The organism is Polaribacter sp. BM10, assembly GCF_002005425.1.
Taxonomy (GTDB): domain Bacteria; phylum Bacteroidota; class Bacteroidia; order Flavobacteriales; family Flavobacteriaceae; genus Polaribacter; species Polaribacter marinaquae.
In genome coordinates this window covers 1,789,397-1,815,445 of the sequence record NZ_CP019704.1, presented here as the reverse complement: position 1 = coordinate 1,815,445, position 26,049 = coordinate 1,789,397, and the positions used below count along the sequence as shown (strand labels likewise).

The 26,049-nt window shown below is 28.4% G+C and carries 24 protein-coding genes; 11 read left to right on the top strand and 13 right to left on the bottom strand.

Annotated elements, in window-relative coordinates; translation table 11 throughout:
* Window positions 1-52 precede the first annotated feature (52 nt).
* The 4 genes from BXQ17_RS14635 to BXQ17_RS08140 form a co-directional block, all read right to left on the bottom strand.
* On the bottom strand, window positions 53-304 hold the full coding sequence (locus BXQ17_RS14635; protein WP_254712349.1) for a hypothetical protein: 252 nt from the start codon (window positions 302-304) through the stop codon (window positions 53-55).
* Between the two features lie 730 nt (window positions 305-1,034).
* A complete protein-coding gene (locus tag BXQ17_RS08150; protein WP_077810141.1) occupies window positions 1,035-1,961 on the bottom strand; it encodes a retropepsin-like aspartic protease in 927 nt (308 codons plus the stop codon).
* Window positions 1,958-2,440: a MarR family winged helix-turn-helix transcriptional regulator gene (locus tag BXQ17_RS08145; RefSeq protein WP_077810140.1), complete on the bottom strand. Its 483-nt coding sequence runs from the start codon at window positions 2,438-2,440 to the stop codon at window positions 1,958-1,960. Before BXQ17_RS08145 ends, BXQ17_RS08150 begins: the two co-directional genes overlap by 4 nt.
* A gap of 224 nt (window positions 2,441-2,664) precedes the next feature.
* On the bottom strand, window positions 2,665-3,183 hold the full coding sequence (locus BXQ17_RS08140; protein ID WP_077810139.1) for a hypothetical protein: 519 nt from the start codon (window positions 3,181-3,183) through the stop codon (window positions 2,665-2,667).
* A gap of 348 nt (window positions 3,184-3,531) precedes the next feature.
* Between BXQ17_RS08140 and BXQ17_RS08135 the strand changes: the two genes are divergently transcribed.
* From BXQ17_RS08135 to BXQ17_RS08080, 11 genes are all read left to right on the top strand, one after another.
* Entirely contained in the window at window positions 3,532-4,749 is a 1,218-nt protein-coding gene (locus BXQ17_RS08135) for a site-specific integrase (RefSeq protein ID WP_077810138.1), read from the top strand.
* Window positions 4,750-4,752: 3 nt separating this feature from the next.
* On the top strand, window positions 4,753-6,801 hold the full coding sequence (locus BXQ17_RS08130) for a hypothetical protein (protein ID WP_077810137.1): 2,049 nt from the start codon (window positions 4,753-4,755) through the stop codon (window positions 6,799-6,801).
* Window positions 6,802-6,902: 101 nt separating this feature from the next.
* Window positions 6,903-7,190, top strand: a complete 288-nt coding sequence (locus BXQ17_RS08125) for a helix-turn-helix domain-containing protein (RefSeq protein ID WP_077810136.1) — start codon at window positions 6,903-6,905, stop codon at window positions 7,188-7,190.
* Window positions 7,191-8,090, top strand: coding sequence for a hypothetical protein (locus tag BXQ17_RS08120; RefSeq protein ID WP_077810135.1), 900 nt, complete (start codon window positions 7,191-7,193; stop codon window positions 8,088-8,090).
* Window positions 8,091-8,207: 117 nt separating this feature from the next.
* Entirely contained in the window at window positions 8,208-11,168 is a 2,961-nt protein-coding gene (locus BXQ17_RS08115) for a type I restriction endonuclease subunit R (protein WP_077810134.1), read from the top strand.
* Window positions 11,161-12,360 carry a restriction endonuclease subunit S gene (locus BXQ17_RS08110; protein WP_222927886.1) on the top strand — a complete coding sequence of 400 codons (1,200 nt, stop codon included), beginning with the start codon at window positions 11,161-11,163 and terminating at the stop codon, window positions 12,358-12,360. The genes BXQ17_RS08115 and BXQ17_RS08110 overlap by 8 nt, the downstream gene beginning before the upstream one ends.
* A 2-nt stretch (window positions 12,361-12,362) precedes the next feature.
* On the top strand, window positions 12,363-13,547 hold the full coding sequence (locus BXQ17_RS08105) for an AAA family ATPase (protein ID WP_077810132.1): 1,185 nt from the start codon (window positions 12,363-12,365) through the stop codon (window positions 13,545-13,547).
* A complete protein-coding gene (locus tag BXQ17_RS08100) occupies window positions 13,547-15,199 on the top strand; it encodes a type I restriction-modification system subunit M (protein ID WP_077810131.1) in 1,653 nt (550 codons plus the stop codon). Before BXQ17_RS08105 ends, BXQ17_RS08100 begins: the two co-directional genes overlap by 1 nt.
* A 47-nt stretch (window positions 15,200-15,246) precedes the next feature.
* Window positions 15,247-15,654 carry a hypothetical protein gene (locus tag BXQ17_RS08095; RefSeq protein WP_077810130.1) on the top strand — a complete coding sequence of 136 codons (408 nt, stop codon included), beginning with the start codon at window positions 15,247-15,249 and terminating at the stop codon, window positions 15,652-15,654.
* A 1,135-nt stretch (window positions 15,655-16,789) separates the two neighbouring features.
* Window positions 16,790-17,230 carry a hypothetical protein gene (locus tag BXQ17_RS08085; RefSeq protein ID WP_077810128.1) on the top strand — a complete coding sequence of 147 codons (441 nt, stop codon included), beginning with the start codon at window positions 16,790-16,792 and terminating at the stop codon, window positions 17,228-17,230.
* A 138-nt stretch (window positions 17,231-17,368) separates the two neighbouring features.
* Window positions 17,369-18,013 carry a DUF6266 family protein gene (locus tag BXQ17_RS08080; protein ID WP_077810127.1) on the top strand — a complete coding sequence of 215 codons (645 nt, stop codon included), beginning with the start codon at window positions 17,369-17,371 and terminating at the stop codon, window positions 18,011-18,013.
* A 208-nt stretch (window positions 18,014-18,221) separates the two neighbouring features.
* Here the strand turns inward: BXQ17_RS08080 and BXQ17_RS08075 are convergent, their stop codons facing one another.
* The 9 genes from BXQ17_RS08075 to BXQ17_RS08035 form a co-directional block, all read right to left on the bottom strand.
* Window positions 18,222-18,605: a hypothetical protein gene (locus BXQ17_RS08075; protein WP_077810126.1), complete on the bottom strand. Its 384-nt coding sequence runs from the start codon at window positions 18,603-18,605 to the stop codon at window positions 18,222-18,224.
* Window positions 18,605-19,024, bottom strand: a complete 420-nt coding sequence (locus BXQ17_RS08070; RefSeq protein WP_077810125.1) for a hypothetical protein — start codon at window positions 19,022-19,024, stop codon at window positions 18,605-18,607. The genes BXQ17_RS08075 and BXQ17_RS08070 overlap by 1 nt, the downstream gene beginning before the upstream one ends.
* A 158-nt stretch (window positions 19,025-19,182) precedes the next feature.
* Entirely contained in the window at window positions 19,183-19,818 is a 636-nt protein-coding gene (locus BXQ17_RS08065) for a hypothetical protein (RefSeq protein ID WP_077810124.1), read from the bottom strand.
* Window positions 19,819-19,970: 152 nt separating this feature from the next.
* On the bottom strand, window positions 19,971-22,283 hold the full coding sequence (locus BXQ17_RS08060) for an SIR2 family protein (protein ID WP_077810123.1): 2,313 nt from the start codon (window positions 22,281-22,283) through the stop codon (window positions 19,971-19,973).
* Window positions 22,284-22,441: 158 nt separating this feature from the next.
* The gene (locus BXQ17_RS08055) at window positions 22,442-23,116 is read right to left on the bottom strand and encodes a hypothetical protein (RefSeq protein ID WP_077810122.1); all 675 of its coding nucleotides are present in this window, start codon (window positions 23,114-23,116) and stop codon (window positions 22,442-22,444) included.
* A gap of 152 nt (window positions 23,117-23,268) precedes the next feature.
* Window positions 23,269-23,685, bottom strand: coding sequence for a hypothetical protein (locus tag BXQ17_RS08050; protein ID WP_077810121.1), 417 nt, complete (start codon window positions 23,683-23,685; stop codon window positions 23,269-23,271).
* Window positions 23,686-23,854: 169 nt separating this feature from the next.
* Window positions 23,855-24,463 (bottom strand): hypothetical protein, encoded by a 609-nt coding sequence (locus BXQ17_RS08045; RefSeq protein ID WP_077810120.1) that lies wholly within the window; start codon window positions 24,461-24,463, stop codon window positions 23,855-23,857.
* A gap of 148 nt (window positions 24,464-24,611) precedes the next feature.
* Window positions 24,612-25,175, bottom strand: a complete 564-nt coding sequence (locus tag BXQ17_RS14430) for a hypothetical protein (RefSeq protein WP_149025885.1) — start codon at window positions 25,173-25,175, stop codon at window positions 24,612-24,614.
* A gap of 161 nt (window positions 25,176-25,336) precedes the next feature.
* Entirely contained in the window at window positions 25,337-25,930 is a 594-nt protein-coding gene (locus BXQ17_RS08035; RefSeq protein ID WP_149025884.1) for a hypothetical protein, read from the bottom strand.
* Between the last annotated feature and the right edge of the window lie 119 nt (window positions 25,931-26,049).

Here is a 26,049-nt window from a genome sequence, read left to right as displayed (position 1 = left end):
CGGTAGAAATTGATAATACCGCAAAATTACTTATAGATGCTTGATTATATATCTACTTAGAACTACAATTCTTTTTGTTGTACTTTGAATCTTCTAAGAAAATAAGTACACCTTTTATCTTTTTATTTTCGGGAAGCATTAGAGTATATCCTTTTTGAATAAAGGGTAAAAAGTCATTTTCTCCTATTCTAATTTTTAGGCTATCATTTTTTACAGGTTCGTAATCTTTAATTATTTTCTGCGAAAAAGATTTCGTGCTTAAAGTAGTAAGAAAGAGTAATAATAACTTAAAAGATGTTTTCATTTTTGTTTTTTAGTTACAACGTGTTTGTGTTATGGAAAGTTGCGTTTTTATGAACGGCAGATTTTTCGCAGGAAAATCAAAGTTTATAAAAATGCAACAAACTTTAGTTTAAGCTAAAATTAAGCAAATTTTTATACACGTTGTTGCCAAATAGCTGTTTTTTATTTTTTATAATTTCGTGCTATTCATTTTTCTATTTTTCAGAATTCAACATTTGAGTGAGTTTTCCGCTAATTTTTAATTCAGAGTTTGAGTAAATTCCACAATTCTGATTTTTCATATTTTGCTCAATTCCGCAAACTTGCTAAATTCAGATTTCGAGTAAGAATTCCGCATTTTTGTCTTTAGAGTTTGAGTAATAAAATTCTCTTTTTTAAATTTCTAAATTTTCCCAATTTTACAAATTTCCACGAGCGAGAGAGTGTTCCACATTCTAGCATTTCTTTACTTTTTCCTTAAAATTTAGAACTTTAAATCACAAATTACTTTTTTCAGAAATTTAGTGAGTACAGTTTTTGGCAACGGTCTTGTATATGGCTCGTAGCGTGTAAATTAACGATTATTTTTCGGATTAAGCACAAGCCAGATTTTTAAATTTTACTATCTATCTTTTTTATTGGAAATCGTCAAATTTAAAAATTTGTCGACTTTCTAAATATGCCTTAACTTTGTTTAAGCAACTAATTAGCTATGAGCTATATACGTTGTTGTAAAACGTTTTTTTTAGTTTCTATTTAAAATACTTAGGTTCCAAATACAAATAATTATTACCCAAATCGTATATAACATTCATTTTGTTTAAAACAATGTTTCCTAATGCCCCAATATGGGAATCACTTGCATTTGTCCCTATTTTGGCTTTTGATAAACTCGCTATAACATTATAGAATGAGTAGTCGCTAATCTTTATTTCTTTTACCAAGACTAAAGGTGATTTATATAAGATTCCATTAGAATCCATACTATTTGAGCTACCAACTATTTTAAGTTTATTTTCAAGATTTAAATTTGTAACAGCTGTGCTATTAAACGAAATTCTGTCATCAGCACCTGTGTCGAGCATAAACCAATCTTCATATAATGAACCGTTTAACATAAATGAAGACTTGATTAATGGTACGCCATTGTCCATTCGCACTTCAAGTCTTTTTTTCTTCCCTTTATATTTATAGGTTTTTGGATCGTATAGTTTAATTGTTTTTCTATCATAGTTTATGTCGACCACGTAATTAAGGAAAAATTCGCTTCCTATAATTCCATCAAAATCAACGCTCTCATATGGAATTGAATAAAGTGTCAAATTTTCTAGTTTGACGTTGCCTAATTCGATTTTATTGTTTGAGCTAGATTTAACTATCGTAATAGAAGAAGCACCTATATTAGTGTCTTCTCCATCAAAATTCAATTTTAATTTATTACGTGCTATACTATCAACTACAACAAATGAGCTTGCTCCAGTATCAATATTAAATGTTAGTGAATCTACACCATTAACTTTTACTTGTACGTATAATTGATTATCACCTCTTAGTTCAAAAGGGAACGTACTTAATGGTTTGTTTACACTTTTTGATGTTGTAGATAAAACAACTGAATTATTTTGAACAGAGCAGCCAGTTATAGTTGCTACTAATAATAAGAATATTACGTATTTCATATTTTTTCTTCTTTTACTAACTTAATAAAATGCTCTTCATTATCATTTTTGAAATTTGAATATAATTGGATTACGTTGTTACTAATTACATTTAATTGCTCTAATAGTTTCTTCTGTTCAGATGTATTTATTTTACTCAACGAGATTTTTGTAGCAAATTGTTCCTCTTGTTCAAGAAAAATACAAGTTTGCTTCCCTTTTTCTGTCAAGTATAAATTTAGGTTACGCTTATCTTTTTTTTCAATTTTTTTAATTACATAACCTTTTGCTACTAATTTTTTTATTGCTTTTGCAGTAGTTGTTTTATCGACTAAAAGGTTTAACGACAAATCTTGTTGGTTAATACCTGGATTTTCTTTTACTCGCAGTAAAAATTGATATTGTCCCTTTTCCAAATTTATAGATTTCATTAAAAAATCCGAAAATGAGTTTAGCGCCCTATAAATTTTTCCGATTTCCCTTAATATTTCTTTACTCATTCTAATATTAGATGTAAGTTCAACTAATGCAAATCTACAAAAAAAGTTGAATGTTCAACTAATTTTATTTTTTTTAAATGTTTTACAACGTGTTTATATATGGTTTGTTGCGTGGTTAAGCAACTAATTTAGTAAATAATTACTGACAAAGAAAATCCGCGAGGATTTTCGTAAGTAGGCAAAAAGCCAGCAATAAATTATATATGGTGTTGTAGGTAGGTTTTTTATAATTCATTTCTATTTTTTTCAGCATATTTTCGATATATGTCTTCCATTGGTCCGTCTGGATAACTTGAAAATTCACTGTCAAATTTGATCATTAACTTTTCAGAATTTTCATCAGAACTTTCAAAAAACCAGCTACCATTTTCAGGAAGCAATTCAACCGCTTTTTTTATTATTTCAGATGATTTAGTCGCTCCAATTTCATTCAATGATTTAATAACTTTTTCATTCTGTTCAGGAAACCATTCTTGTAAAAAAGTCAAAATACTATCTGCTTGACCTGCATTTTCCAAATTCATACATAAAAATAAATTCAGCTCAATTTCATTCAGAGAATTAGGTTCTTTTTCATTCCTTTTTTGAAGGATTTCAAATAAAGCAATTGAAAAGTCAGAATTGTCTTTTAAAGAAAATAGACTTTCAATATCTTCATTTTCCACAATTTTATCTCGTATAATTAATTCGTTCTTTATTTCCTCTGTCATCCAAGAAAGTCCAGAATAAGGATCTTTTTTCATAGTTCGAATTTCATTGATTTATTTCGGTTTTAGCTTACCTACAACGTGTTTGTGTTATGATTAGTTGCGTTTTTAAGCAATTAATCTACTAAATAAATCACGAACGGCGAAAATCCGAAGGATTTTCCAAGTGAGCTAAAAGCAGCAATTAATTATACACGGTGTTGTCTAGTTATTATATTAAATCTCTTTTAATTTCACTTAATAACCTGTAAATAAGGACTTTTGTTGTTTTATGTAATGCAAAATAATGTAATAAAATACAATAAAAAGCATTGTTTGTTGTACCTATTGTTGTACCTTAGTATTGGTTTGCATCCTATTGCACCTATTATAAATCAATACGTTATGTCTTCAATAAAAGTAACATTAAGAAAAACTAAAGTCGATAAGTCAGGAAAAGCACCTCTATATCTTAGAGTGATAAAAGACAGAAAAACTAAATTCATTTCTTTAAGCTTAAAATTAGAGCCTAATGAATGGGATGAGGATAAGCAAAAAGTAAAGAAAAACCATAGTAATTCTACACGACTAAATAAATACATCTCTAAAAAGGTTGCAGATGCACAAGGACAAATAGCAGATTTAGAAACTAAAAATCAATCAACATCGGCAAGAAAATTAAAAGAAGCTATCAAGGGAAAACCTTTAGTTAATTTCTTTGAGTATGCATACAGCCGATGCGAAAAACAAAAAGACACTTTAGCACTATCAACATATAACAACTATAAAAACTACTTGAAAAAGTTTGAAAAGTTTATAGGACATAAAGAGTTAATGTTCGATGATATTACGGTAACCACATTAAAAGATTATGCAGGTTACTGTAGCACTACTTTAGGTAACAACAACACGACGATAAACTTTTCTTTAAAGATTCTTAACCTAATGTTTAAAGAAGCGCAGAGAGAGGATTTAATACCGTTAAATCATTTTCCTTTTAGTAAGTTTAAAGTCAAGAAAGCAAAAAGCACAAAACGTTTTTTAACAGCTGAACAATTAGAAGCTTTTATTAAATTAGAGGTTTCAGATAAAGCAAAGGCACAAATTATAAAAGATATGTTTTTGTTTTCTGTCTTTTCTGGAGGTTTAAGGTTTGGAGATATAATAGAATTAAAATGGAATAATTACAACGTTAAAACGCATAAAATAACTAAGACAATACGCAAAACAAACAGACAGCATAGTATTAGAATTGGTCAAGTAGCAATAGATATTTTAGAAAAATATAAAACAGAAAATGTAAATCAAAACGATATAATATTTCCTTTCGCAAATATTGATAACGATTATTTTACAGACAGAGAACAAAGAGCAAAAGTAGTAAGACAAGCAATAGCGTTAAGCAATATGTATTTAACTAAAATGGGTAAAACTTTAGAATTGCCATTTTCTTTAACCTTTCATATTAGCAGACATACATTTGCTACCAGAGCATTAAATAATGGTATGAGAATAGAACACGTATCTAAATTAATGGATCATTCCGATATTGGAATAACACAAGTATATGCAAAAATTATAAGTAGTGAATTAGATAATGCAGTAGATAAATACATCAATTAAAATATGTTTAACAAACCAATTAATAACATAGTTAAAGAGCATTTTAAAATAATGCGTAAAACAGCAAAACAGAAAGCTGAAAAGGATTTTAAAGTAAACATACTTGAAAAGACTGATGGTTTAGAGGACTTTCAAAAATTAAAACTATGCGTTGCTGAGGATGATAGGATTAGATTATTAAAAAATGAAGATAAACATCCCTACTATATCCATAATAGCGATGATTGGTTACTAACCCAATTTGCAAACCGTTATTTTTTACTAAACGTAGATGAAACGAGTGAGTTTATTCAATCTGTGTATTTAGGTGATTATGGTAGTTTAATTTTTAAAGAAATAGATAGATTAATAAAGAAAATTCCAAAATTAACTTATAAAGATTTTTTAGCAGGTACTCAATGCGAATATCTAGAGACCTTTGAATTTTATTACAATATAGAAGAAAAAGACTATTATAATATCTCAAAGTGGCAAATGAATGTTTTATTAGATATAGTTCAATATGATGTGCTTAATGTTATTAGCGGTTACCAGAAGTATTGCAAAACAATTGATAATTCAATTAGCTTTATAACAAACGAGCTATCTATCCTTGAAGAAGAAGTTGTGGAAACAATAACTGATGCTACTGCTTTAAAACAAATTTTATCAAAATTATATATTTTTAAGAATAATGATATTAGCAAATATGATAATGATTTGCTGTTAAAAAATTATCCTTTGTTTTTTAATGATAAAAATAATTATAGAAAGCTAAATCCTGAAAATTTAAAAGAGCCTTTAAATAGTATTTCTAACAATGTAAAAAATATTGTCAGTAATGAGCTTACTTTATTTTATGTTTTAGATACTGTATTAAAATGGATGAAAAGCATAATTAAAGGGAAGTCCTTAATTGAGTCTTTTGAATATATAGATTTAAAAAAGAAAATTGATGAAGTTAAGCGAGAAACAGAAAATGAATATCAAAAAGAAATTGAGGAATTAATTGATTTTTGTTTCAATAATAAAGCTATTACTTCCGAACAGAAAAAGGAATCTTTGAGGGCTAAATTTGAAGATGAAATTAATGCTTATAATAAAATCAAAGATAAAAGAATATTCTTCTTTCTTAGAGATGAAAACGAGAGCTTATTGCTTGAGAATTTTAGATTCAGTTATATTATTAATGATTCACTTGATGAAGTATTAGGTGAATTAAAAAAAGCATATAGGGTTTTAAATGTAAGTTGGGAAATATCAAATATATTTTTTGAATTGTTTGATAGTAAAACATTGTACTATAAAAAAGATTCTAGTTCAAATCTAATGATTCATTCTCTAATGAATGATATGGTGTTAGATAAAGATGACTATAAAGAATTACATTCGTCAATGGATAATTTTTTTGAGCGATTACAAAATGATTCCGTTCCATTAGATATTCATTTTGTAAATCATCGTAATATATACATGCGCTTATTTGAAAAATGTATTTCAAGACTTCAAGAAGTATTAGATAATGCAGAGCCTAGTAATAAAGTGTTGTATATTCAAACACGATTAAAAGAGTTAAGACAGAGAGATTTAAGGTTTAGAGCTATTTCAGATAGAAATGAAGAGTTTGAAGATAATGAAGATAAATACCCAAATCTATTTAAAGAGTTTTTGTCAATAGAAGCAGAATTTATAAAAGAAACAGTTCAAATAAGTCCTATTACTTTTTTACCCAATCAAACAAAATCTATATCATTAGTAGTAGAAGAAACAGATAGTTTTAAAACATTTGTAAATCAGGAGAAGCAAGATTATATTCTAAAAATACTTGAAGATTTAGCAATTACAAAAGATGGTGTATATAATTTGGGAGACAGAAGTAAAGGAACTATAAGAGGGGTAATTGAAGCTTTAAGAGAAGAACATATCATTCCAAAATTGAGTTTAAAAAAGTTGTGTGATATAGTAGCCAATCAAATTAACTTAGAATTAAAATCAAAATTAGATTGGTCAAATACATCAGACGACTATCATAAAAAGGCAAAACAATACATAAAAGACAATCCATTTCATTAAAATACAGTCAATAAAAGGTCTTATAAGGTCAGCCTTATAAGTACCTATCCAGAGCTTAATATTTGTTACAGAAATAATTAGTAACATTAAAAATTAAGTAAATGGAAGCAGTAATTTTAACAGCAGAACAGTACAACAACTTAGTATCAAGATTAGACAAATTAAATTCTACTTTAGAATCTAATCAAAAATCATCACAGGAAACCTTTCTTGACAATCAAGAGTTTATTCAACTAATGCATATTAGTAAAAGAACAGCTCAAACTTGGAGGGATGAAGGTAAAATATCATTTTCTCAAATTGGTAGTAAAATTTACTACAAAATGAAAGATGTAGAAGTCTTACTAGATAAAAATTACAATAAAGCCTTTAAAAATAATAGAAGGTAAATGTGCTTTGATACATTACATATTGAACATCAAGTAAAAAATATACCTTTAGATTTTGTAAATCAAAAAAATGAAACATTAAGTTGGTTGAATTTAAAGTGGCATCCTATAATTAATAATCGAGAATATTTAAGTTGCTACTACACATATATAGGAAATTTAAGACTGGTGTTTAAAGGCGATAAAATTTATATAAAAAACTCTCTTCAAAAGTTTTTTATGAATAATAATTATCAATCATTTTCATATAGTCAAGTGGTAGATGCTTTTTCTAAGTTAAATCAACTAGTGCCTTTTAATATCTATGAAGCAATAGTAACAAGATTAGCAGTTGGTGTAGTTATAGAAGAGGATGCACAAAAAGCATATAATGAGTGGAAGTTTTATATGGGGAAACCACCAAAACCAATGTATGAGAAAAATAAAATTTACGGCTCTAAATTTCATTTGAATGATTATTATATAAAAGCATACGATAAAACGTTTCAGGTAAAGTGTAAAGATAGTATCAATATTGGGAAACCTTACTTTCGTTATGAAATTGAGGGGAAAACAAAGTTTTTCAACAATAAAACGAATAATGTTGGTATCACTACAGTTACAGATTTAATCAATAAAGAAAAGTATAAAAAGCTTTGTAATGTTTTAATAGACAGGTATCAAATGATAGATAAAGAAGCTCAAAAAGATTTATCAAAGCTAACATTAAAAGAAATGCGTTTAGTAGCTTCAATGAGAGATTTTAAGATTAAAGAAAGTATCAGGAAACAGTATTCACATACCTATAAAAAAGAACGTTTGAAGTATCTTAGTTTAATGAGAAATGTAGATAATACAGAATTTCAAAATAAGGTTTTTAATAAGCTAAATACACAAATTCAGTATAGTGTAAATAACTAACGTTTTTCAACTTGTAATATACCCTAAAACAGGGGTAAAAAGTAAATACGGAAAACCTTATAATTAAATCAGATTAATATTATATTTTTAACCTTTAAAAATTACGCTATAAGATTAATGACAAAAGAACAGCAAATAGAAGAAGAATTAATCGAAAGATTATCAGATTTAAAATATACCTATCGTAAAGATATTAGAACGAAGAGTGCTTTAGAATTAAATTTTAGAGAGAAGTTTGAAACATTGAATAGGGTCAAATTAACAGATACTGAATTTGATAAATTACTTATTGAAATTATCAATCCAGATGTATTTAAAACTTCTAATCATTTAAGAAAGAGAAATACATTTATTAGAGAAGATGATACACCATTACATTACACCTTAGTGAATATTAAAAATTGGTGTAAAAATGATTTTGAAGTCATTAATCAGCTTCGTATGAATACACAAAATAGCAATCATAGATATGATGTTATTTTATTGATTAATGGTTTGCCTTTGGTACAAGTGGAGTTAAAAACACTACAAGTAAGTCCTAGAAAAGCAATTCAACAGGTTGTTGACTATAAAAACGATGTAGGAAACGGATATACCAATTCGTTAATGTGTTTTATGCAATTGTTTATCGTAAGTAATAAAACAAGAACCTTTTACTTTTCTAACAATAACAACAAACATTTTGCCTTTAACGCAGACGAACAATTTTTACCTGTCTATACATTAGCCAAAGAAGACAATACTAAAATAAACCACTTAGACGATTTCACAGAGAAGTTTTTAGCTAAATGTGCATTGGGTGAAATGATTAGTCGTTATATGGTATTGGTAGAAACCGAGCAAAAGATTTTGGTAATGCGTCCCTATCAAATTTATGCAGTAAAGGCTATTGTAGATTGTATTGAACAAGATAGAGGAAACGGATATATCTGGCACACAACAGGAAGTGGAAAAACTTTGACTTCATTTAAAGCTTCTACACTTTTAAAGGATAATGATGCTATAGAAAAATGTTTATTTGTAGTCGATAGAAAAGATTTAGACAGACAAACCAGGGAGGAGTTTAATAAATTTCAAGAAGGTAGTGTAGAGGAAAATACCAATACAAAAACATTGGTAAAAAGAATGTTGTCATCAGATTATGCAGATAAAGTAATTGTAACAACCATTCAAAAATTAGGGTTAGCATTAGATACTAAAAACGATAAGAATTACATTGAACATCTAGAACCTTTAAAGGATAAAAGAGTAGTGTTTATTTTTGATGAGTGCCATCGTTCACAGTTTGGAGAAAACCATAAAGCAATCGTAGAGTTTTTTCCAAAAGCACAATTATTTGGATTTACAGGAACACCTATTTTTGAAGAAAACGCAACCTATAAAACCATTGAAGGAAAAACAGCATCTTACAAAACCACAAAAGATGTTTTTCAAAAAGAATTACACGCGTACACAATTACCAATGCCATAGAAGATAAAAATGTATTGCGTTTTCATATCGACTATTTTAAACCTGATGTAAAAATTGATACCACAAGTTTAAGTCATAAAATGGCGGTTATTGATACCATTATAAAAAAGCACGATAAAGCAACAGATTTTAGGAGGTTCAATGCTGTATTAGCTACATCTTCTATTGCGGATGCTATTGAGTATTACCATTTGTTCAAACAAAACCAAAGAGAGTTTGGCGAAATCAATGAAGATTACAAACCTTTGCAAATCGCTTGTGTATTTTCACCTCCTGCAGAAGGTAATAAAGATGTAAAACAATTACAAGAAGATTTACCACAAGAAAAAGCAGATAATGAAATAGAGCCAAACCTAAAGAAAGAAGCATTAAATACCATTATTACAGATTATAATCAAAATTACGGTACAAATCATTCCATTAGTACATTCGATTTATATTATCAAGGTGTACAGCAACGTATTAAAGATCAAAAATATACCAATGCAGATTATGCCTACAAAAATAAAATTGATGTATTAATTGTGGTAGATATGCTATTAACTGGTTTTGATTCTAAGTATTTAAATACATTATACGTAGATAAAAATTTAAAGTATCACGGTTTAATACAAGCCTATTCTCGTACCAATAGAGTTATAAACGATACAAAACCTTATGGTAATATTTTAGTATTTAGAGACCAGGAAGAAGACGTAAATAAAGCAATGATTCGTTTCTCTGGTGCTAAAATAGAAAAGGCAAAAGAAATTTGGTTAGTAGATGCAGCACCTAAAGTAATAGAAAAATATAAAGAGGCTGTAGCTGATTTAAACCAATTTATGGAGGGGAAAGGTTTAGATTGTGCACCATCAGAAGTAAGTAATTTAAAAGGAGATGAAGCTCGTGCAGGTTTTATAAATGCGTTTAAAGAAATACAACGTTATAAAACACAATTAGACCAATATACGGACTTAGAAGTAGAGCAAACTGAAACAATTGAAGCATTATTGCCTTCAGATGATTTGCGTTCTTTTAAATCGGTGTATATAGATACAGCAAAACAATTACAAGCAGCACAAAACAAACAAGGAGAGAATGCACCCAAAGATGTACAACAATTAGATTTTGAATTTGTATTATTTTCTTCTGCGGTAATTGATTATGATTATATCATTGGTTTAATAGCAAAATACACACAAGACAAACCATCTAAGCATAAAATGACACGTGAGGAATTAATAAATCTGTTAGGTTCTAGTGCCAATTTAATGGACGAACGTGAAGATATTATTGCTTATATAAACACTTTAGAAGTCGGTAATGCTTTAGATGAAAAAGAAATTCGCACAGGCTACCAAAAGTTTAAAGACGAAAAATCAGCAAAAGAAATACAGACTATTGCGGACAAACACAATCTCACAGAAGAAAGTCTAAATGCTTTTATAAATGAAATTATGAACCGTATGATTTTTGACGGTGAAAAACTAACAGATTTATTAGAGCCTTTAGAATTAGGTTGGAAAGACCGAAGAGTAAAAGAATTGGCTCTTATGGAAGACTTAGTTCCTTTATTAAATAAACTTGCCCAAGGGCGTGAAATAGCAGGATTAAATGCTTATGAATAACGAAAAACAAAAACCTGCCTTGAGCGGAGTCGAAAGGATAGTTCCTGAATTGCGTTTTCCTGAGTTTGAAAATAATAATATTTGGGAAATTAAAAGCTTAAATTCAATTTCGGAAAACTTAAACAATAGAAGAGTGCCTATAACCAGTAATGTAAGAGAAAAAGGTAATATTCCTTATTATGGTGCTACTGGTGTTATAGATTATGTGAAAGATTATATTTTCAACGAAAACTTGTTACTTATTTCTGAAGATGGTGCAAATTTAATTGATAGAAATTATCCAATAGCATATTCAATATCTGGTAAAACTTGGGTAAATAATCACGCACACGTCTTAAAACCAATAAACGAACATATTCAAATAATAGTTGAAAAATACATAAATTCAGTAAGTATTGAAGACTATTTAACTGGTCAAGCACAACCAAAATTAAACAAGGCAAATCTTAATAAGATTCCTATTCCTCTTCCTAAAAACCCTAAAGAACAACAAAAAATAGCCAATTGTCTATCATCTTTAGATACCCTAATAACAGCAGAAACCGAAAAACTAGACCATTTAAAAGACCACAAAAAAGGCTTATTACAACAGTTATTTCCTGCAAATGGCGAAACAAAACCACAATTTCGTTTTCCAGAGTTTAAAAATGATGGGGATTGGGAAATAAAAGAGGTTGGCGAAATTTTTGAAGTTACTCGTGGTTATGTTTTATCAATGAGCCTTGTTTTTGAAAAACAAACTGAAGAAAATAATTATCCTGTTTATTCATCACAAACGAAAAATAATGGTTTAGCTGGTTATTATAAAGATTTTTTATATGAAAATGCCATTACTTGGACTACGGATGGTGCAAATGCAGGTGATGTAAATTATAGAGATGGTAAATTTTATTGCACTAACGTCTGTGGTGTTCTAATAAACAATAACGGTATGGCTAATAAATGTATTGCGGCTCTAATTAATTCCGTTTCAAAAAGTCACGTTTCTTATATCGGCAATCCTAAACTTATGAATGGTGTAATGAGTAAGATTGAAATACCAATTCCATCTTTAAATGAGCAAATTAAAATATCAGAAGTTATAACTAGTGCAGATGATTTAATAGAAGCACAAGTATTAAAAATAAAAAACTTAAAAAAGCATAAAAAAGGCTTGATGCAACAATTGTTTCCTAATGTAAATGAGTTATAATTATGAATGAAATAAAAGACTTTGATAATTTAACAGAAGTAGCTACTGAATTTCGCTATCAATTTACAAGAGAAGGAAAGAAACAGAAAGACCTAGTTTTATTTTATGCCTTTAATGGTACAGGAAAAACAAGGCTATCTATGGAGTTTAAAGATATAGCTAAACAAAATGGAGGTGCTGACACTTTATACTTTAATGCTTTTACGGAAGATTTATTTACTTGGGATAATGATTTAGTAGGTGATGAACAAAGAGTATTGTTATTAAACAAAGATTCAGAATTTTTTGGTAGTAAAGATGTTTCAAATTCTGACGGTAAAAGATTAATTGAAATTTTAGATATAGATAATAAAATTAGACCATTATTACATAAATATACCGATTTCAATTTTATCACCGATTTTAATTATATAAAACCAGGAGAAGAAAATAGTGAAAATCCTGAAAAGCATTGGGCAGTTAGATTTATAAGAGAAGATTTTGTTGATGGAGTTGCTCAGAATATTGAAAATATAAAGATATCCAGAGGAGAAGAAAACCTTTTTATATGGTGCTTTTTTCTTGCTATTTATGAATTAGCAATAGATAAAGCTTCAGGTTACGACTGGGTTAAATATGTTTATATTGACGACCCAATATCTTCCCTTGATGAGAACAATGCAATTGCATTAGCTTGTGAGTTAGCAAGTATAATTAGAAAAGATGGTAATGATATAAAAACAGTAATTTCTACACATCATAGTTTGTTTTTTAATATAATGTTCAATGAATTAAGAATAAAACGAAAAACCTGTTTTTTACATTCAAATACCACGAATACTTATAGTATTCAAGATACAGGAGATACTCCATTTTTCCATCATATTGCTTTATTAAATGACCTAAAAAAAGTATCTGAATCTGATGTTATTCATACATACCATTTTAATGGATTAAGAACAGTTATGGAAAAAACAGTTAGCTTTTTTGGCTATACCAAAATAGATGAAGTGATTCACGGGTTAGATGATGAAGTACTTTTTCATAGAGCTGTTCAATTATTAAGTCACGGTAGATATTCCGTTTTTGCACCTAGCCCTATGACAAATGACAATAAAGAATTATTTAAAAATATACTTGACGGATTTATAGGTAAATATGAGTTCCAATTTCCTGAAATTTTTAATGCAGAAAATCAAACAGCATAATGACAGCACAACAAAAACAAGAACAACTAGGAAAAGCCCTTTGGGATATAGCCAACGATTTAAGAGGTGCAATGAATGCAGACGATTTTCGTGATTATATGCTATCATTTCTCTTTTTACGTTATTTATCAGATAATTATGAGGGTTCAGTAAAAAAAGAATTAGGTTCAGATTACCCAAATTTAGATGAAGATGATAAGCGTACACCACTTTCAGTTTGGTATCAAAATAATCCAAATGATATAGAGCCCTTTGAAAAACAAATGCGTAGAAAAGTGCATTATGTTATAGAGCCTAAATATTTATGGAATAGTATTTCTGAATTAGCACGTACACAAGATGAAGAATTATTAAAGGACTTACAAAAAGGCTTTAAACATATCGAAAATGATTCGTTTGAAAGTTCTTTTAAAGGATTATTCTCAGAAATCAATTTAGATTCAGAAAAACTTGGTAAAACTTACACAGAAAGAAATAAGAAACTGTGTAAAATCATTCAAAAAATATCAGAAGGTATTGCAGATTTTTCAACAGATAGCGATACACTTGGTGATGCATATGAGTATTTAATTGGTGAGTTTGCAGCAGGTTCTGGTAAAAAAGCAGGTGAGTTTTATACACCGCAACAAATTTCTACAATCCTATCAGAAATTGTAACCTTAGACAGTCAAAACCCAAAAGCAGGTAAAAAGAAAAAAATCAATAAAGTATTAGATTTTGCTTGTGGTTCTGGTTCTTTGTTATTAAACGTAAAAGATAAAATTGAAAAAGGAGGAGGAACAATAAGTAGAATTTACGGACAAGAAAAAAACATAACAACATACAACTTGGCACGTATGAATATGTTGTTACACGGTGTAAAAGATTCAGAATTTGAAATATTTCACGGTGATACATTAAAAAACGAATGGGATTTATTAAATGAAATGAATCCAGCTAAAAAAACAACCTTTGATGCTATTGTAGCTAATCCACCATTTAGTTTACGTTGGGATGCATCTGAGGCGATGAGCGAAAATTTTCGTTTTAAAAATTATGGTTTAGCACCAAAATCAGCAGCAGATTTTGCGTTCTTATTACACGGTTTACACTTTTTAAGTGATGAAGGTACAATGGCTATTATTTTACCACACGGTGTTTTATTTAGAGGAGGTGCAGAACAGCGTATAAGAAAAAAGTTGTTAAAAGATGGTAACATAGATACCGTAATTGGTTTACCATCAAATCTATTCTTTTCAACAGGGATTCCAGTTTGTATATTGATTATTAAGAAGTGTAAAAAGGAAGATGATGTATTGTTCATAAATGCTAGCGAACATTATAGAAAAGTAAAACGTCAAAATGTTTTAAGAGATGGTAAGGTAGATGGTGTAATAGACCCAAAAGAGCCTAATGACATTCAAGAAATAATAGATACCTATAAAAATAGACCAAATAAAATAGATCTCTATGCACGCAGAGTATCAATGGCAGAAATTGAAAAAAATGATTTCAATCTAAATATTTCCAGATATGTCAGTACAGCGTTGCCTGAAAAAATAATAGATTTAAAAGAAGTAAATGCTAAAATAGTTGAGGTAGAAAAGAAGTCGGCTAAAGCACTAGAAGAACATAATGGGTATTTAACAGAATTAGGCTTAGATACAATCTAATATTTATTTATAATCAATAAAAAACTATTTACAGTATAGTTGTTAATATGAAAGATAAGTTAGCTAATTTATTATTTGAAGAGTATAAACAAGAATGTTTATTTTCAGAATTAGAAAAAAAAGGTATTGACTTAACTAATATAACAGTTCAAATTTATGATATAGTATTAGATTTAATAGGTTTCCCTAAAGACAATACAAAAGATTACGACTTTAATGCGCTAAATGGTTTAGAACACAATCCTAAATTTGGAAAATTACCAGATGCTGATTTGTATTGTAGAGATTGGTTATACGATAAATATTATGATACAATTCAAACAATAGAAAAAAAACAAAAAATTGAGGTTACTGATAAAGGTTTAAAAATGGTAGAGTATAATGATGAAGAATTGATAAAGTCTAAATTAAATGATTTTGTCGATTGGCTATATTTAGAATATTCCAATATTTGATAATTTGTGCTTTAAAATTCCCCATAAAATAAAACCCAGTTTTTTCGTACCTCAAAATCCTCTGTCTTTTATTTTATTCCGCTCACCATTCTAGTTTAGCGTTTTTTTTATCTTTAAGGTAATAGCATATTGCAATTTGGTTTTCATAAAATCAAACCAAATCGCAACAAGCTATTTCATATTATTTTTTCATAAAACCCTAAACTCCCCAAAGCTAAGTTACATAATAGTAGTTATAATACTCTTTCGTAAACTACAGGTAGTTATAACTGCTATTATGTAAAATAGCCGCTTATCCCACGCGCACTTCCGTACATCAACCACATTTTGAACTAATAAAGAACATTCATGCATTTTTGCATTGTTTTTATAAGTGCTTTTAAGTTTCGTTACATCAAGACTTGTAAATTTAAAGTTGCGGTTTATATAAGATAATTTGTAAAGCACCTATAAAATCAAAAAAAGCCAATAAGAGTATAACTTTTTATTTTTAAGTAAATACGTCAAGTTGTTTTCACTAAAATTGAATGCTTTCTTAATTTTATATATGTAAGTTAAAATGTTAGCTGTAATAGGTTTTAGTATCGGTTTTTTCCATTCAATTTTAAAGAAACCAATCAATATATTCAGTACAAGCCAAATAAAAAGCAATACACTTATTACCGCTACTGCCAACGCACTAGGTACTCCGTATTTAATTATTTCAATAAAATAAGAAACCCACATCGTAGAGCGGTGGGTAAAAATTGCTATGAAAAAGAATGTGAGTTTAAACCCACTGTACTAGTAAATATAGTGAAAATTGTAATACAAATTACGTTTTAAGGTGTTTTATGTCAGTTGTTTAATCTTTAAATCTTTAAAACCCTTTTAGAATCAATAAATAAAAAAAGATAGCAAATATAAGTGCCTTGCATCATCCAACGCTTTTAGGCTGTAAAGGTCAAGCCCTTTGGGTTTTGGATAAAACTTTTTTTTTAATAATATTTTTATTTTTAAACCAAGATTTAGCTGTAAAAAACTTTTACCCAAAAACCTTGACAGCCTATCCCAAGGCACTATTCTAAGGCATATCTCTTTTTACTTCCAAAAAAATGTGCGAAGCGCAGCGAAGCATAATTTAAATTGGATACCTATGTCAACTTTTGAAATCAAAACACATCAAATTGGTCGCACTTACTCAAACCCACATTTTTTTATTTTAAACAAAGGTCTTAATAGTGGTAAGCCACTTGAAAAACCTTGTCCAAATTGTTTTGTAATTACTACTTCAAGTCCAGAATTAAAAAACACATTATTTCACTTGACTATGATGCTGCAAATAGGTGGTTTATATGCTGTTTATTTAAAAGGTAGTGTAATTCCGTTTATTACTATTGATGATTGTAGAAAAACGCTTAAAAATGGATTAGAAGCAAATTCTTCTAGCGGTAATGTATTACAAAAACATATAAATTTAGTTGAGGTTATCAGTAACAAAGAAAAAGAACTGCAAAAAGTAATTGAAAAAATGGCGATTTTAAAGGTTGCATATATTCAAAATTGTTTCAATCTAATGCAAACTAAAGAAGCTTGATGCAAAAGCATCGTAGACCATTAAAAAGGTAACAAAAATGCTTATTTTTGGTTATATTAGAGAAGTTAGCAAGGTTTAAAATCAATATTAAGTCCGTACCACATTCGAACGAGTATTAATTTAAATATTTTTTATAAAATGGGGAAAATCTCTCAAGGAATTTTAGGAGGACTATCAGGTAAGGTAGGCAATGTGATCGGCGGTAGCTGGAAAGGTATTGATTATTTAAGAATCAAACCTTCTAGTGTTGCTAATCCAAGAACAGAAGGGCAAGTGAATCAGCGTAATAAATTTACAATTACATTAGAATACTTGCAAGCTAACAAAGAATTTATAAAAATTGGTTACAAAGCTTTTGCAACAAAAAAGACTGAGTTTAATGCTGCAATGTCTTATGTGTTAAACAATGCGGTTGGTGGTATTGCACCTAATTTTACAATTGATTATGCAAATGCATTATTGAGTAGAGGTTCTTTATCAAGTGCATTAAATCCTACAACAGATATAACTACTCCAGGGCAAGTGAGTTTTGCATGGGATGATAATTCAGCAGAAGGTAATGCAAATGCAACTGATAAAGCAATGGTTTTAGTTTATAATCCAAGTAAAAAAGAATCAATTTATATATTGGGTGGTGCGGATAGAGAAGCAGGTACTCAATTGTTGAGAATCCCAAATACTTACGCTGGTGATACCGTTGAATTATTTATGGCGTTTGTTACCGAAGATTTAAAAACAGTGTCAAATAGTGTGTATTTAGGCTCTGGTACGGCAGCACCATAATAACAGGTGGTAATACATATTTAAAAACCGTTTCTAAGCAATTAGAAACGGTTTTTTTATGCAAATAAATTATAATATTTTCTTTTTATATTTTAGAATTAAAAAGTTGTACCTATGTTGTACCTATTTTAATTTTTTTCTAGATAAGTCAATAAAATCAAAACATACAGAGTGTTATCTACACAACACGGTGTTGTGCGTTCGTTTTTTATTCCATTATTGGTTTATATTCATTAAGTTTATGCCATTCCTCAATGATTTTAACTTTCCGAAATCTTTTACTTATTAATAATTTCAGAACATTACTTTCATCAGTTCCTTTTACTTTTATCCAAAGCGGTATTTCATTTTTGTAAGTTACTAACCTTTCACAAACTTCATTTAAATTTAGTTTTTTTCCAATTACATTCGGAAGTGACCAAAGACGCATAATATCGTCTGAATTTGTTTTAGATTCTTGCTTTTCATCTAAGTCATATTCTACGATATATTCTATTTGTTCAAAATTTTCCATAGAGAAATTTTCTATTCCAACTTCGTGAAGGAATTTGTTTAGTTGATTTTTTAGAAATATAGAATTTGATTTTTGCATTATTGTGAGTTTGTATTTGATATCACTTTTGCAAATTTCTCATAGTATTCCTCGTACTCGGAATAGACTTTTTCTAATTTTGGTGTCATTAATTTTCTGATTTCAGTCATTTCACTTGCACATTCTCCAAGCAATAATGATTCAAAATAAGAAACATTCAGCGCATTTATTAATTCAGAGTTCAGCTTTTCAATCCGAGATTCTTGAAATTCAAAACAGCGTTTTAATTCCGAGTGATTCTTTGTTTTTATCTGCTCAATATTGTAGCTCGAAAAAATTTCCATTCTAAAGTGTACCATCTCTGGTTCTTCATCTTCTATTTCGTTTTTAAGAGTAGGAAATTCAGTTATCATCTCTGAATAGTATTCATTCGGATTAATTTTTCCGTCATCAGAATTTGTCCAATTTTCACTTTTCATTTTGATTCTTTTTGAGTGAGTTCCAATGACGCACAACGTTGTTGTATATGGTTTGTTGCGTGTTTTAAGCAACTAATTTAGTAAATATTTACCGACCAAGAAAGTCCGTGAGGACTTTCGCAAGTAGGCAATAAGCCAGCAATAAATTATATACGGTGTTACCACACGTTTTTTTCTTTCGGTGTTGATTTATATTCACTATTTGCACTTTCCATAATTTTCTTTTCAAATATTTTCGGAAAGTATTTCATTATTATTTTTGACTTTAACTTTGTAAATACGCTAAAATTCTGGTCTGATTTTTTCCACAAATTTTCAGCCTCTTTTTCTGTCAGCACTTTCTCAATTCCGTTTTTAGTGTCAATTTTTATGAGAGGAAATTCAGGTTGATTTTCTCCGCAAAGTGTTATTTGTTTTTCCAATTTTGAACTGATAGATTTCATAAAATTCATAATCTCAATAAATTCCAATTCCGTTTTAATTTCGGTTGGATTTATGTCAAATTCAATTTGTTCTTCGAGAAAGAAGTGGCAAAGTATTGAAATTCCATTTAGGTCAATTCTCACAAACTTGATTTCCAATTCTCCAGTTTCGTCCGCAAACATTTTTTTTACATAATCTAAATCAACTTGGTTTGTGAAATTTTCTTCGCTATTTCCGTATAGTATTTTGTGTTCCGAGTTTAATAAATTAACTATTTTTTCCCAATCAGAAATGGTTGAGTTTTGGACATAAATATCTCTTAAGGCTCCATCCTTTTCAAAAATCCATTCTATGTTATTCCAATTTCTCAATGTTGCGTTCTAATGTGTGGTAACGGTTTTGTGTATGATTAGTTGCGTTATTTAGTAGTAAATTTAGTAAATAAAACTAACTTTAAACTCTGCGAGTATTTTCCTAAATAAGCGATATCTAGCAATTAATTATAAACGGTGTTAGCAAATGTTTATACTATTAAAGTTAATTCACGTAATAATTCTTTTGATTTTCTATTCCAACGTTTTTCTACTTCAATTTCATTTAACCATCCTTTAGCTATGCTTAAGTATTCTTTTGATGTTTCATCAGGGTATTTAATGTGATAAGAAATTGATTGTTCCGCAAATGTAATTGCATGGTAAGTTTTTCTCTTATCTTCTAAATAACATTTTTTTAATATTTCCATACTCTTATCTAAGGTATTTCTAACGCTAGAATTAGAATCTATAGAGTTTATATTAGCTTTAAATAGTATGATGGCGTGAGTGTTTTCAATTGTGAAAAAACGCTTATAACTTGACTGTAAAGCTTTATCTATTTGTATCGCAGCTTCTGTAAATCTCTTTTTTTGCATTAGATAGATAGCACTTTGTTGTAATAAAAACGGACTTTTATCCTTAAAATATGCTTCTTCATAAAAATCTAACCCTTCATCCCATTTATGATAAGATTTATTTACGTAAAAGGAATCATAAGCTTTTCGCTTAAAAGTTTTAAAGTTTGGTATTTGATGTTTAGGAACATTTGTATGAAATTTACTAAACATTCTTTTAAAATATTCATACTTTGATTGGCTAATTATTGTTTCAGCCAAAACTTGAGACCTTGGTTCATAATAGTCTTGTTCTTCAGATTTTTCAAAAATTACATTACCAATAGCTTCATTAACCATTCCTTTTAAGGAGTTTATCATTTCAATGACTTCATAATATTGGTAATCATTATCTAAGAATGAATTGGCAACTTCAAAAGAAAGAGGTACTCTACATGAATGTAAGTAACTTGTTAGTAAAAGTAAGTCTAATAAATCAGGGTCATCTTGATTTAATTCATCTAATACTTCTCTATACCTATCGCTTAAAGCGGGCTTATTTATATTATAATTAACAATTTCAAAAATTGAAGGAACTTCATTAACTTTTGTTTTTTTTGTTAAATTTGGTTTTCTTATAGATTGAGGTATGCTATTATAAATACTTTGAATGTCTTTGTCGTTTAAGTCTGAGACATCATAAAAATTAAAATCATCTTTCGATAGTCTATGGCTAGACATATCAACATAAAAATATCTATCAAATCCTATTAATTTTATATGTGGATTTTGTGAAATATTTAAAAAAGATTCTGTGTCTGTAGTATAATTATCTACTAAAATTATTGTTTTTTGTTTAACTTCTTTTTTTATAATCTCAGATTTATTGAAACTAATGTTTTCAAACATAAAAACTCTATGCTCTTTTTTTAAACTATTTGCGATTTGTAACTTTAAAGTAGATTTACCTGATGCAGGTATTCCTGTTATTATAATATTTTTTTTAGATTCTACAAGGTTTAAAATTTTTGATAGATGAGATGTAGAGTAAATTCTATTGAATTGAATATCAGACCAAATAGGAGGGGAACCTAAAAAAAATTCATCAATTTGTCTTACTCTGTTATTCTGATTAGCTTTTTTTACATATTCTTGCTCAAATATTAGATGTAGGCTATCCTTAAATTCATTTATGGTTTTTTCACTTTTTAGAGGTATTTTATTTATATAATCAAGAAAACTTAACGTGTCACCAATAATTATATTAAAGCCTAAAGCTTTAAAATAAGCTTCAGTTCCTTCGTCTTTTTTGTATAGTAAAATCCATTTCTCTTTTTGAGTTGAAATACTTGTATTTTCACCAAATAACGACTCAATTGCACCTACATCTTCTAAACTATAACCAATAAAAATTGATGGTAATTGTGAAGCAGCATTGGTTAAGCTAGTCCATCCATTTTTTTGGGTTCTAAATGAGGAAGATATTTCTTGTTTATTAAATAAAAATTTGGATTCTATGTCTTCAACACAACCATGTAATGGGATATAATCTATACAAGTTGAATCATTGTAACAAAACCCATCCGTAAATATATTATTTATATATTTTTTATTTGATTTTTCAAATATTTTATATATTAGGTTGTCAATATTTGTCGTAAAAATTCTTGGTGAATTAATTTTTAAAATAGATTCATATCTTGAGTCATATTCATTTATAGAAAATCGGTTAACAAGAAAATTTTTCAAACCAATACTATCAGTTGAATCGATGATAGTACAAACTTTACTCAGGTCATTTATAGGTGGACATTTAAATTTAGAAATTAATTCTTCACTGAGTTTGTTTCCCAAAGGAAGGTTATTACCTTTTATATCCTTGGAATAAATAGAGAATCCTGCTCCTAAAAACAGGTTTACTCCATTTGTAATCGCTTTATTTAAGCTATCTTTAAGTTCTATCTCCATTTTTTTTTTAATATTTGCTAACGTTCTCGGCTATGAGTAGTTGCGTGGTTTAGCACTTAACTTTGCAAGTACAAACCAAGCTGAAAATCCGCGAGGATTTTCAGAAGTAGGTGAGAACAAGCAATTACTTATAGCCATTGTTAGCTGTAGTTTTTAATTCAGTTGTTAAATATATCTTTCAAAGTTCCGTTTAATCTTAATTTTATATAATCCTCTATATAATTTCCAAAAATCGGAATTGCTTTATTTTTTTCGATTCGATAATATGGTTTTGGATAAGTCCTTTTCACCCAATCTGGTGAATCATCTTCATAAATCCTAAATTCTGGAACTTGCTTGAAATTAATTTTTTTAGGTTCAATTTTGAGTAATGGTACATTTTGATTTCGATATTCATTTTTGTCATATGGAATGGCAAATTTTCCGTTATCGGTTTCATAGACACGATGATTTGCATATTTTAATAATTGAAATTCTCCATCTATTTTAATAACAAATAATAAAAAAGTATTTGATTTTGAAAGTTTTGGCTTTCCATAATGATTATACAAATCAAATTCAATTTTTTTATAGGGTAAATCTCCTTTAAATTGCTCAATTATCTTGAATTTCGCTCTGTATTTATAATCTTGAATTACATTTGGAGTTTCGATGTATATTATTGAATCATTAACTACAATTGTGTCTATTAGCGTTTTTTTGTCTTCAAAACCTTTTACTTTCTTAATTGATATTTTTTTTCCAGTAAAAACGTATAAACTATCTATTTCAATTTGTCCATAGATAGAGGATGTGGTAAATAATAGAAACAATATAGTTTTAAAAATTTTCATCTTTCAAATTACAGCTAACGGTCTCGTATAACCGTCAGTTACGGGATTAAAGTTAATGATTTTCGGTTAAGCACTGACGCTCGCAATTCCGAGTGGATTCGGACGTAGTCGAATCCGCCGTAATTGCGGTTATACATTGTTACCCAACGTTTTTATTCGGTCAGTTTTATTATTCCGTTCTCTCCAGTTTTAAATTTACTTTCTTCTTTTTTAATAATTTTCCGTTGTGAATTTATTGCTCTTTTAAGTTCAATAATTTTTACAGATTTTTTATCTTTTATGAAAACGACTAAATCATAATAATCAGAATAGTGAATTCCGTTTTGTCTAATATTAGCAAGATTTAAGTCAAATTCTTTTTCAATATTTTCTATCGTTGTGTAAGGTCCGAGAATTATTAAACTGTCCCAATCAAAATCAGTCATTTTTGCAAAATCAACCGCTCCATTTTCAGAGTAAAGTTCATTTTCAATTTTTTTTGCCAATTTTTCATCGTTTTCAAGTTGGAATAAATATCCGCAAGAAATGATTGAGATAAATAAAACTCCAATTCCGATTGCTTTTTTCATTAAATTCTGTTTTTTTTCAAATGTTGGGTAACGTTGTTGTGTTAAGAAAAGTTGCGTTTAAAGTGAACGGCTATTTTCCGCAGGAAAATAGGAGTTTACAAAAATGCAACTAACTTTAGTTAAGCTAAAATTAAGCAATTTTTTTTACACGGTGTTAGCTCACGTTAATTCAACGTAGTCCTTTCGTAAATGGGTTATTCGTTTTTTCATAATTGTCAACTGAAATGAAAATTTCTCTAAATCTTAATTTCTCTTCATTGTTTTTAATATCCATTGTATGTTGAGAGTGAATGTGTCCAATTATTGTATCACTACTATTTTTAAACTTAAATTCCAATTGATTTTTTATTTTATCATAGTTTTCAAAGTTTATAAAGTCAGTTTTCTCCTCCGTTTTGCTAATTACAGTAAAAGTAAACCCAACTAACTTTCCCTCTTTGTTTGGATTAAAGTGATATTTTATTTTTCCTATATATTCGTTTGAGTTTTTAATTTTCTCAATATTTAATTCGTAAAATAAACTTTTCGATTTGTCAATAATTTCATTGTTATAAGCAAAAATTTGATTTCCAATTGTGTCGTTTAGTTTATCGATATAAAGTTCCACTTTTTCAGTTGAGCCATTTCCAAAGTCGTATGTAACCATTTTCCTCTCAAATTCATATTCAATTTGTTTATTCAGTTTATTTTTTTCTTTTTTTCCGTTACAACCGATTATTAAAAAGCAAAAAATTCCATAAAAAACTGAAAGTAGAATTTGTAGATGGATTTTTTTCATAATGTGAGCTAACGTTGTTGTATATGTTTTGTTGCGTGTTTTAAGCAACTAATTTAGTAAATAATTACCGACCAAGAAAGTCCGCGAGGACTTTCGCAAGTAGGCAAGAAGCCAGCAATAAATTATATACGGTGTTACCCAACGTTTTTTATTCATTATCTATTTCTCGATAAATATCATTAATTGTTTTGTTATGTGATTCTTTCAAGTATTTATTGACTGATTTATTATAGCATTCAAATTTAGATTGTATCATACACCCCATTCCAAACATTTCAATGTTATATTCATTTTCTAATATTTTATGTAACTTAATATCATAACCAATTCCGAATTGAAAGTATTTGATTTCTCCATTTTGTAAATCTTTCAAAAATCGTTTTTCCATTCCTTCACAAGTTTTTATTTCAGAATATTCATAATATAAGTCATTAGCTTGAGCATTTTCATAAACCCTAGGAAAAATATATAAATTCAATGCGAAACATATTCCAAATATTCCAATCATAATTTTGATTAAATGCTTTCTCCAATTTCTATTAAAAAAGTATATTCCAAAACAAAGAATTCCAATTACAAAAAATCTTTTAGCATATTTTAATTCAGTAGAGTCAAAACTTGTCTCTGTTAATTCATTGTAGTCGTTGTAAATAGTTAATATAGATGCTAAAATGAATATAATCAGTAGTATATATTTCGTTCTGTTTTTCAACTTATGAGTGGTTAATGTTGGGTAACGTGATTATATATGGTTTGTTGCGTGGGTTTTGCACTAAATTAATAAATAATTACAGACAAAGAAAATCCGCGAGGATTTTCGCAAGTAGGCAAGAAGCAAGCAATAAATTATATATGTTGTTGGCTGTAGTTTTTTTATATTTTTTCGCTCAATTCTTTTGGTAATAATTTTTCCAAAATCATTTTCTGTTTCTTTTCAATTACTAAAAATTTCCAGTTTTTTTCTCCACTTTCAGATATTCCATAAACGTCTTTTTGAGATTGAATTTCAAAAAAATCAGTTTTTTCGTTATAGACAACATTTTCAGAACCAAAAGTACTTTCCAATGACAATTTAGTCAGGTTTATTCTCGTTGTTTTTTCGTCTTTTGTTTCTCCTTCTTCTCCTTTTATTTTCATATTCATTTGATTTGAATAAGTCAGAAGTGAATAATATTTCTTTTCGATTTTCTTTTTGTCATTAACTTTCAAGATTTTCGGATTTTTTAATTCAAATTCCATATCCGGATTGTTAAAAGTCATTTTCATAACCTTAATCATTTGAGATTTTGGAATAATTTCAAAAAATTCAGGAACAATATATTCCATAGATTTTTCAAATTCCATATTTACAATTGTACTCAAATAATCATTAAATTCCTTTTTCAGTTCATTTTTATAATCTTGCGCAATGCCGATTGTACTAATTGTCAAAAATAGAATTGTAAATAAATTTCTTTTTAATTTCATATGTTAATTTTGATTTCGGTTTTTAATTACAGCCAACGTTGTTGTGTATGATTAGTTGCGTGTTTTAAGCATTAAAGTTAGCAAATAAATCACAGATAGAAAGTCCGCGAGGACTTTCG

Bases quoted from the DNA above. Each gene is read 5' to 3' on its own strand.
- BXQ17_RS08080 (WP_077810127.1), top strand. From the start codon at position 17,369: ATGGGGAAAATCTCTCAAGGAATTTTAGGAGGACTATCAGGTAAGGTA.
- BXQ17_RS14635 (WP_254712349.1), bottom strand. From the start codon at position 304: ATGAAAACATCTTTTAAGTTATTATTACTCTTTCTTACTACTTTAAGC.
- BXQ17_RS08045 (WP_077810120.1), bottom strand. From the start codon at position 24,463: ATGAAAAAAATCCATCTACAAATTCTACTTTCAGTTTTTTATGGAATT.
- BXQ17_RS08085 (WP_077810128.1), top strand. From the start codon at position 16,790: ATGTCAACTTTTGAAATCAAAACACATCAAATTGGTCGCACTTACTCA.
- BXQ17_RS08050 (WP_077810121.1), bottom strand. From the start codon at position 23,685: ATGAAAAAAGCAATCGGAATTGGAGTTTTATTTATCTCAATCATTTCT.
- BXQ17_RS08095 (WP_077810130.1), top strand. From the start codon at position 15,247: ATGAAAGATAAGTTAGCTAATTTATTATTTGAAGAGTATAAACAAGAA.
- BXQ17_RS08060 (WP_077810123.1), bottom strand. From the start codon at position 22,283: ATGGAGATAGAACTTAAAGATAGCTTAAATAAAGCGATTACAAATGGA.
- BXQ17_RS08075 (WP_077810126.1), bottom strand. From the start codon at position 18,605: ATGCAAAAATCAAATTCTATATTTCTAAAAAATCAACTAAACAAATTC.
- BXQ17_RS08145 (WP_077810140.1), bottom strand. From the start codon at position 2,440: ATGAGTAAAGAAATATTAAGGGAAATCGGAAAAATTTATAGGGCGCTA.
- BXQ17_RS08070 (WP_077810125.1), bottom strand. From the start codon at position 19,024: ATGAAAAGTGAAAATTGGACAAATTCTGATGACGGAAAAATTAATCCG.
- BXQ17_RS08115 (WP_077810134.1), top strand. From the start codon at position 8,208: ATGACAAAAGAACAGCAAATAGAAGAAGAATTAATCGAAAGATTATCA.
- BXQ17_RS08035 (WP_149025884.1), bottom strand. From the start codon at position 25,930: ATGAAATTAAAAAGAAATTTATTTACAATTCTATTTTTGACAATTAGT.
- BXQ17_RS08150 (WP_077810141.1), bottom strand. From the start codon at position 1,961: ATGAAATACGTAATATTCTTATTATTAGTAGCAACTATAACTGGCTGC.
- BXQ17_RS08140 (WP_077810139.1), bottom strand. From the start codon at position 3,183: ATGAAAAAAGATCCTTATTCTGGACTTTCTTGGATGACAGAGGAAATA.
- BXQ17_RS08125 (WP_077810136.1), top strand. From the start codon at position 6,903: ATGGAAGCAGTAATTTTAACAGCAGAACAGTACAACAACTTAGTATCA.
- BXQ17_RS08100 (WP_077810131.1), top strand. From the start codon at position 13,547: ATGACAGCACAACAAAAACAAGAACAACTAGGAAAAGCCCTTTGGGAT.
- BXQ17_RS08105 (WP_077810132.1), top strand. From the start codon at position 12,363: ATGAATGAAATAAAAGACTTTGATAATTTAACAGAAGTAGCTACTGAA.
- BXQ17_RS08130 (WP_077810137.1), top strand. From the start codon at position 4,753: ATGTTTAACAAACCAATTAATAACATAGTTAAAGAGCATTTTAAAATA.
- BXQ17_RS08110 (WP_222927886.1), top strand. From the start codon at position 11,161: ATGAATAACGAAAAACAAAAACCTGCCTTGAGCGGAGTCGAAAGGATA.
- BXQ17_RS08120 (WP_077810135.1), top strand. From the start codon at position 7,191: ATGTGCTTTGATACATTACATATTGAACATCAAGTAAAAAATATACCT.
- BXQ17_RS08135 (WP_077810138.1), top strand. From the start codon at position 3,532: ATGTCTTCAATAAAAGTAACATTAAGAAAAACTAAAGTCGATAAGTCA.
- BXQ17_RS08055 (WP_077810122.1), bottom strand. From the start codon at position 23,116: ATGAAAATTTTTAAAACTATATTGTTTCTATTATTTACCACATCCTCT.